The 8102-nt window shown below is 42.0% G+C and carries 7 protein-coding genes; 4 read left to right on the top strand and 3 right to left on the bottom strand.

Annotation, left to right across the window (positions count from 1 at the left end; genetic code table 11):
- Positions 1-81: 81 nt before the first annotated feature.
- Both QM629_RS21230 and QM629_RS21235 read right to left on the bottom strand, forming a co-directional pair.
- Positions 82-1068 carry a 2-hydroxyacid dehydrogenase gene (locus QM629_RS21230; RefSeq protein ID WP_415161920.1) on the bottom strand — a complete coding sequence of 329 codons (987 nt, stop codon included), beginning with the start codon at positions 1066-1068 and terminating at the stop codon, positions 82-84.
- Positions 1069-1234: 166 nt separating this feature from the next.
- Positions 1235-2785, bottom strand: a complete 1551-nt coding sequence (locus QM629_RS21235) for a helicase HerA-like domain-containing protein (RefSeq protein ID WP_415161921.1) — start codon at positions 2783-2785, stop codon at positions 1235-1237.
- Positions 2786-3146: 361 nt separating this feature from the next.
- On the opposite strand from QM629_RS21235, the gene QM629_RS21240 reads away from it, so the two are divergent.
- From QM629_RS21240 to QM629_RS21255, 4 genes are all read left to right on the top strand, one after another.
- Positions 3147-3608: a hypothetical protein gene (locus tag QM629_RS21240; protein ID WP_415161922.1), complete on the top strand. Its 462-nt coding sequence runs from the start codon at positions 3147-3149 to the stop codon at positions 3606-3608.
- A 388-nt stretch (positions 3609-3996) separates the two neighbouring features.
- On the top strand, positions 3997-5280 hold the full coding sequence (locus QM629_RS21245; RefSeq protein ID WP_415161923.1) for a nucleotide sugar dehydrogenase: 1284 nt from the start codon (positions 3997-3999) through the stop codon (positions 5278-5280).
- A 244-nt stretch (positions 5281-5524) separates the two neighbouring features.
- The gene (locus tag QM629_RS21250) at positions 5525-6685 is read left to right on the top strand and encodes a cytidylyltransferase domain-containing protein (protein WP_415161924.1); all 1161 of its coding nucleotides are present in this window, start codon (positions 5525-5527) and stop codon (positions 6683-6685) included.
- Positions 6686-6839: 154 nt separating this feature from the next.
- Positions 6840-7703: an N-acetylneuraminate synthase family protein gene (locus tag QM629_RS21255; protein ID WP_415161925.1), complete on the top strand. Its 864-nt coding sequence runs from the start codon at positions 6840-6842 to the stop codon at positions 7701-7703.
- 93 nt (positions 7704-7796) lie between these two features.
- Here QM629_RS21255 and QM629_RS21260 read toward each other — a convergent pair.
- Positions 7797-8102, bottom strand: a 306-nt coding sequence (locus QM629_RS21260; RefSeq protein ID WP_415161926.1) for a hypothetical protein, incomplete at its 5' end; no start/stop codon positions are given.

Genomic DNA, 8102 nt, shown 5'->3' on the forward strand with positions numbered 1-8102 from the left:
CAAGAGCAAAGGAGTAAACAGCGTAATGAAGCGCCTCTGCTGGCTCTGTGTTCTCTGTGCGAGAAAAGCTTCAGCCGGGCATCAGGCGTTTACTTCGTTTACCAGCAGCCTGCCGTTTTCAAAATCAGTTAAATTCTGTAAGGTTACGGTTGATATTTGTTCCAGCGCCTCGCCGGTAAAAAATGCCTGGTGCGCTGTAACCAAAACATTGGGAAAGGTCATAAGCCTTGCAAAGACCTCATCCTGCATAATTTCTTCCGAGAGGTCGCGGAAGAAGATATTGGTTTCCTGCTCATACACATCAATGCCAAGATAACCCAGCTTCTGGTCTTTTAAAGCTTTGATGGCATCTTTTGTGTTGATGAGCGCGCCGCGGCCTGTGTTGATGAGCATAACGCCATCCTTCATTTTACCGAAAGTATGCTCATTAATTATATGCTTTGTTTCAGGCGTAAGCGGGCAGTGCAATGAAATGATATCTGCCTGTTTGAACAATTCGTCAAGGCTGGTATATGTGGCGCCCCTGCTTTTTAATTCATCTGACTCATACATATCATAAGCAATTATCCGGCATCCAAAACCAAGCATGATATGGCAAAAAGCCCGGCCGATTATACCCGTGCCAATTACCCCAACCGTTTTACGGTGCAGGTTAAAGCCGGTAAGTTTTTCGAGGGAGAAATTGCTTTCTCTTACCCGGTTATAGGCTTTGTGTGTTTTCCTGTTCAGTGTAAGAATAAGCGCTGCAGCATGCTCTGCAACGGCTTCAGGTGAATAGGCAGGCACACGTACCACTTTAATATTGCGGTTATGTGCTGCAGCCATATCAACGTTATTAAAACCGGCGCAACGCAAGGCAATAACCTGAATGCCATTTGCGGCAATTTTTTCAATCGTTTCTTTATCAAGGTTATCATTTACAAACACACAAACGCCCTCAAAGCCCTGCGTCAGGCTGGCGGTATCTTTATTAAGGCCGGCTTCGAAATAGGTAATGTTATGATGCTTATTGATCTTATCAAAATATTCTCTATCGTAGCTTTTAGCGCTGAACAGGGCTATTTTCATTATAGTAATATTTTTAAGGTGAGAAATGAACGGCGAGCCCATGGGGTGTGGGGCGTAAGGCAGAAGAAGGTATGAGGTGAGTGGGTGCGGCGCCCCGCAATGGGTTGTTAACGGCGGGCATTTATGGCCTGGGGCCAATGGGCCATACCTCACGCCACTCACTATTTTAAAACCAGCTTTTCCTTTTTCGGCTGCTGCCACCCAAACCCAAAGCGCCCAATACGCTGCGTGTAATTATAGAAGCGGCTGTCCGTTCCACCTGGTGGATGGCCGGCGAGTCAAAAATACTTTTTTCTTTAACCGGCTTTGCCGCCTGCTTTTGCTGTTGTGCCACCTGTGCCTGCTGTTGCTGCCTTTCTGTGGCAACCTGTATTTTTTCGTTTAATATTTCGTAGGCGCTCTGGCTGTCTATTTCCCGGTTGTATTTATTTACGAGCCTGCTTTTATTAACCAGCGCATCTATTTCGCTTTCGGTTAAAATATCCATGCGGCTGCGTGGCGGGCAAAACATGGTATGCACCAGTGGTGTAGGTATGCCTTTCTCGTTTAATGTGGTTACCAGCGCTTCGCCTGTGCCGAGCTGGGTGAGCAGGTCTTCTGTTTTATAAAAAGCCGATTCGGGAAAATTCTCCGCTGCTTTCTTAATGGTTTTCCTGTCAGCCGCCGTAAAGGCACGCAGTGCATGCTGCACTTTTAATGCAAGCTGGCTTAATATGGAAGCCGGCACATCCTGCGGATTTTGCGTACAAAAGAAAATACCAACGCCTTTTGAACGGATGAGCTTGATGATTGTTTCTATCTGCTGCAGCAAAGCATCGGTGGCTTCTTCAAAAAGCAGATGCGCTTCATCAATAAACATCACCAGCTTCGGCCTGTCTATATCGCCTTCTTCCGGACAGGTGGCATATAGCTCAGCCAGCATCTGCAGCATGAATGTGGAAAAAAGCTTTGGCCTGTTTTGCATATCGGTTACCCGTAAAATGTTTATTATGCCGCGGCCATCATCGCTTATGCGCATGAGGTCGTCAATCTCAAAACTGGGTTCGCCAAAAAATATATCAGCGCCCTGCTGCTGCAGTTCCACCACCTTGCGCAGGATAGTGCCTGTGGTTGCCGATGAAATATTGCCATACATATTGCCCAGTTCATCCTTGCCTTCATTAGCGGCATACTGCAGTATTTTTATAAAGTCTTTCAGGTTGAGCAGGGGAAGTTTATTATCATCACAGTACTTGAACAGCATGGATACAACGCCGCCCTGCGTATCATTCAGCCCCAGTATTTTGCTTAATAATACCGGCCCGAACTCAGTTACCGTAGCCCTTAACCGCACACCTTTTTCATTGCTGAGCGTAAGCAGCTCAACGGGAAAGCTGGTTGGCGTATAATTAATGTTCAGCAGCTTTATGCGCTCGGCAAGCTTATCATTTACGGCGCCAGCCGCAGCAATGCCGCTCAGGTCGCCTTTTATATCCATCATAACAACCGGCACGCTGGCATCGCTTAAAAATTCGCTTAGTACCTGCAGAGTTTTTGTTTTGCCGGTTCCCGTTGCACCGGCAATGAGGCCATGGCGGTTAAGCATTCGCAGCGGTATAGAGATGTCCGCACCCGGCACCACTTCGCCGTTAAGCATGCCACAGCCTATTTTAATGTGATCGCCTTTAAAAGTATAACCGTTGTTTATTGCAGCAAGAAATTCGCTTGAAGCAGCCATAATAAATTTTGGGGAAAGATAATAGATTGGATGATTACAGTAAAATTTCAGCAGTAGTTTATAAAAAGTGCCCGTACGGAGAAAGCAGAGCCAACAGAGGGGCGCACTATTTTTCTTTGCGAAAAATTGCCAAAAGCCTGATTACAAAATCTTCCGGGCAGCTGCTTTTCTATATTCTATAAATGCCCGACATGCTGATGGCCTGATATATCCGGATGGAAAACACGCAGCAGTTAAGTTTTTATGGGACGGTAATGCGGAAGCATACTTGTTTTTACCAGCCTTATTGTAATTGAACCCGTAATGTAGCTTCGCTATAAGCAACAATGCTTATTTTTGGCAAATTTAAACTTCGCAAATCATGTATAATTTCCTGCTTAGCCTGCACAGTTTACTGCGCTGGGTGATATTATTGCTGCTTGTCATAAATCTTCTAAAACATCTGGCTGCCATGCATAAGCCTTTTGCAGCGGCTGATAAAAAGCTGGGCCTGATCCTCATGATCTTTGCCCATATACAATTGCTTATTGGTTTATACGAATGGTTTGCCGGTTCATGGGGATTACAAAACTTTATAAATAACGGCGCCGGGGTAATGAAGAACAATACAAGCCGTTTCTTTGCCGTTGAGCATACTGTTGCAATGATTGCAGCCATTGTACTTATTACAATAGCGCGCGGTGTTTACAGAAAAGATATCCCCGATAAGAAAAAGCACAGGCGCTGCATTGTACTGTATGCGCTTGCACTACTCATTATACTGACAATGATCCCATGGCCGGGCATGTATGAATTTGGAAGAAGCCTTATTCCGGCCTTTTAAAGGCTCTTGATAATCAAATGATTATTAATCTATTAATTAACGATGCGCTATGAACACATCATTAAATTCTTATGGCTTTTATTTTGAAATTTGTTTTTTTATCCTTTTTTTTGCGACCAGAAAATTTAATCTGTGAAGCCGGAAAGAAAGTGCAAACACTTTTTGAAAGTTTGTCATTCAATATCTTAAACGTATTTAGCCTGCCTTTAATGCAATCTGTACCTATACGAAATAATTAATTGTTGCTTATCGAAAACTATAGTTATTATGCTATATAACTATTAAGGATGAGAACTGCCTACTTATGTGAGTGAGGGAGGCGAAGCCGTTAACAAAGTGAAAATTATTACTATTTTTTTTACCGGTACCAGTAATGTTATTTTATAGTATGAATATCAAAATAGCATTAATTGGTTTAGGTTATGCAGGCTTGCCGCTTGCGCTGGAGTTTGCAAAACATTACCCTGTTGTTGGTTTTGATATTAGCGCGAAAAGGATTGCAGAATTGAGGCGTTGCAAGGATCACACAGAAGAAGCCGATGCAGCCATGCTTAAGGCTGTCATTAAACCGGAAGACAATGATAAAAAGGGAGTTGTTTTTACAGATCGTTCTGCAGATATAAGAGCGGCGAACATATATGTAGTTACAGTGCCTACGCCTGTTGATCGCTACAACTCTCCGGACCTTAGTTATTTGTTGCAGGCTTCAGAAACGGTTGCACGGGTGTTAAAACCAGGTGATATTGTTATTTACGAATCAACTGTGTATCCCGGGTGTACAGAAGAAGAGTGTGTGCCGGTGCTTGAAAGGCTGTCTGGCCTTATATTCAATAAAGATTTTTATGTTGGTTATTCGCCTGAGCGTATCAATCCCGGTGATAAAGTGAATACATTAAGTAAGATCAAAAAGGTAACATCGGGCTCGTCAGCGGAAGTGGCAGAACGCATTGATCAGCTATATAAAACAATAATAACAGCAGGCACGCATAAAGCGCCCAGCATTAAAGTGGCCGAAGCCTCAAAGGCCATTGAAAATGCCCAGCGGGATGTGAATATTTCTTTTGTAAATGAACTGGCGCTCATATTTGACCGTATAGGTATTGATACCAATGATGTGCTGGAGGCCGCGGGTACAAAATGGAATTTTTTAAAGTTCAGGCCCGGTTTGGTTGGCGGGCATTGCATAAGCGTTGATCCATATTACCTGGCATATAAAGCAGCTTCTTTAGGATATCACCCACAGGTTATATTATCCGGCAGAAGGGTAAATAATATGATAGGAGCTTTTATAGCCGGTAAGGTTGTTAAGCTGATGATTAAGAAGGGGCATGCGATAAAGGGGGCAAAAGCGTTATTGCTTGGCATTACTTTTAAAGAGAATTGCCCTGATATAAGAAACAGTAAAATTGTTGACATATTTCATGAATTAAGCCAGTTTGGCATTGATACCGATGTGTATGACCCGCATGCCGATAAGGCTGAAGTGAGAAAAGAATTTGGTATTGACCTGCTGCCTGCTATAAATACTGATGAAAAATACAACGCTATAATTGTTACTGTTGCGCATAAAGAATTTTTAAATATTGATTATAAAAAATACAGGCAGGATAATGCCGTTGTATTTGATGTGAAAGCCTGTATTGACAGAAAATTGGCAGATGCCAGGTTGTAAGCAAGTGTAGCAAAAGCGTATGCGCAATATTGATTTTAGTACAAACAGTCTTTATTTTGATTTATTTAATAAATACAATAATCGTGAATTATAAATATAAAGTTCATTGCGACAAATTGCAACCTGCCAAAATATAAGAACAAATTTTTAAAAACCGGCAATCAGACTCTGCTGGTTTTTGCGGGCATGGCAGAGGCTTGAATGTGCTATATTCATTTAAACATCAACTTAAAATAAATCTTACTTGAAGTCAGTTGCAATTTTACCACTTAGAAAAAGCTCGAAAGGTATTCCTGGCAAAAACAAAAAAAAACTGTTGGGAAGGCCATTGTACCAATGGGTTTTAGGGGAAGCTATTCAAAGCAATATTGATGAAGTGTATGTATTTACGGATGATGATGAATTAATTGAAAGCATTAACAGTATTTATCATTGGACTAATAAAGTGAGAACATTCCGCAGAAGCGATGAGTCGGCAACAGATACCGCTTCTACCGAGTTGGGAATGTTTGAATTGGCTAAAGCGCTGAAATATAACTTTGACATTTTTTGTTTGTTGCAGGCTACCTCGCCGCTACTTACACATACGGATATTAATCTTGTTATTGAAAGGGTTGTTTCCGGGGAGGCTGATTCTGCACTTACTGTTGTAAACACAAAAAGGTTTATTTGGTCGCCCAGGGGAAAGAGCCTGAATTATGATTACCTGGAGCGCCCACGCAGGCAGGATTTTGATGGAATGTCTATTGAGAATGGAGCAGTATATGCCATTAAAAAGGAAGTATATCAGCAAACTAATAATCGCCTGGGCGGTCGTATTGGTTTGGTAGAAATGCCAGAGGACACATTATATGAAATTGATGAGTTAAGTGATTGGGTGATTGTTGAGGAAATAATTAAAGAACGGTTACGGAAATTTAAGCAGCCTTTTGATCGGATCAGGGCCCTGGTATTGGATGTTGATGGTGTTTTTACAGCAGGCACCCTGGCTGTATCGGCCGACGGCGAGTTTTCCAAAACCTTTAGTTTGCGCGACGGTATGGGCCTGGAAATAGCCAGGGAAAACGGCCTTAATATCATTGTAATGACATCCGAGTTGAGCGCTGTAGTGGACCAGCGAATGAAGAAACTAGAGATTGATCATTATTATAAATGGACAAAGGATAAATATACCTTTCTTTCTTTGCTCTGCAGCCAATTGGGTTATGCAAGAAATCAACTTGCTTATATTGGTGATGATATAAACGATCTTGCCAACCTGTTGAGTGTTGGCTGGGGAATGGCGCCCCGGGATGCTGTTAACGAGGTTAAAAGCCAGGTTGACTACCTCCTGCATGCAAAAGGTGGTGATAAAGCAATAAGAGAAGGTGTGGATTTCATTTTAAAAATGAATACCAGATTTTAAGCAATACGTCTCAAAACACAATTGGAAATTGTACAAAAGGAAAAATTAGATAAAGTTTCTTATCCGTTTAAGTAAAATGCATTTTCAGTTTGCTCATTCGTAAATAAACTATCCAACGTAGGAGATTTCATATAACAAATAAAAATTATAAAAAATGCACAAGGCTAAAGTTATCGCGGAAATAGGGTGCAATCATAAGGGTGATATGGGAATTGCAAAAGAGCTAATTAAGGTAGCAAAGATCTTTTGTAAAGCCGATGTTGCAAAATTTCAAAAACGTAACAATCGGGAGCTGCTTACCGAAGAGCAATATAATACGCCACATCCAAATCCCGCCAATTCATACGGAAGCACATACGGTGAACATCGTGAATTCCTGGAGTTTACCGGCAAGCAACATGCAGAACTAAAAGCTTACTGCGAGGATCTGGGCATTGTCTATGCCACTTCTGTTTGGGACCTCACATCAGCCAAGGAAATAGCCGCTTTGAAGCCGGATCTGATAAAAATTCCTTCGGCCTGCAACAATCACTACGAAATGCTTGGCTGGTTAGCCGATAATTATGAAGGAGAAATTCATGTGTCCACCGGCATGACGACTAAAGACGAAATTGACGGCCTTATTGAGTTCTTTGTAAGCAAGGGCAGGAATAAGGATTTGGTGGTGTATAACTGTACATCCGGTTACCCGGTGCCCTTTGAAGATGTATGCCTGCTTGAGATTAGTACGCTTAAGAAAAAGTATGGAGACAAAGTAAAAGCTATTGGATTTTCCGGCCATCATTTAGGTATTGCTATAGACATTGCGGCATACACGCTGGGCGCTGAATGGATAGAACGTCATTATACCCTTGATCGTACATGGAAAGGTACTGACCATTCTGCTTCATTAGAGCCTGATGGTCTTAGAAGGCTTGTCCGCGATTTGGATGCAGCTCAAAAAGCTTTGGCTTTTAAAGCAAAGGAAGTATTGGATATTGAAGACGTACAACGCGCAAAATTAAAATACAGAAAATAAGCGTTAGCAAACAGGTGATTGGTTTCAACCTCCCAGTTCCTGTTGTATAGTCGCAGCAAAAGTTTTTCAGCAAGTTTATATACAATTTAAATGTCAGAAATAAAACCGGCGGTCAACAGTAAAAGAATAGCAAAGAACACGCCTGTGGTTTTCCGGATAACAAAATGACCATTCCGGCAGAAAGGTGAATGATATGATGGTGCCGATGATGATTAAAAAGGTCATACCATCAAAAGGCTCAAAGGCATTATTGGTATCAACAGCAAAAGATATTATAGTAAACACAGGATGAATTTGTGCATTGGCTGTTTGCACCTGCTTTATAGGATTGTAAGATGATCTCACATTCCTGCACGTCATTCCCCCGACGCGTTGGGGGAATGACGTGCCAGTGGTTAT

The organism is Parafilimonas sp. (assembly GCF_047606085.1).
Lineage (GTDB): Bacteria > Bacteroidota > Bacteroidia > Chitinophagales > Chitinophagaceae > Parafilimonas.

Coding starts and splice junctions, on each gene's coding strand:
- QM629_RS21230 (WP_415161920.1), bottom strand. CDS start 1,068: ATGAAAATAGCCCTGTTCAGCGCTAAAAGCTACGATAGAGAATATTTT.
- QM629_RS21235 (WP_415161921.1), bottom strand. CDS start 2,785: ATGGCTGCTTCAAGCGAATTTCTTGCTGCAATAAACAACGGTTATACT.
- QM629_RS21240 (WP_415161922.1), top strand. CDS start 3,147: ATGTATAATTTCCTGCTTAGCCTGCACAGTTTACTGCGCTGGGTGATA.
- QM629_RS21245 (WP_415161923.1), top strand. CDS start 3,997: ATGAATATCAAAATAGCATTAATTGGTTTAGGTTATGCAGGCTTGCCG.
- QM629_RS21255 (WP_415161925.1), top strand. CDS start 6,840: ATGCACAAGGCTAAAGTTATCGCGGAAATAGGGTGCAATCATAAGGGT.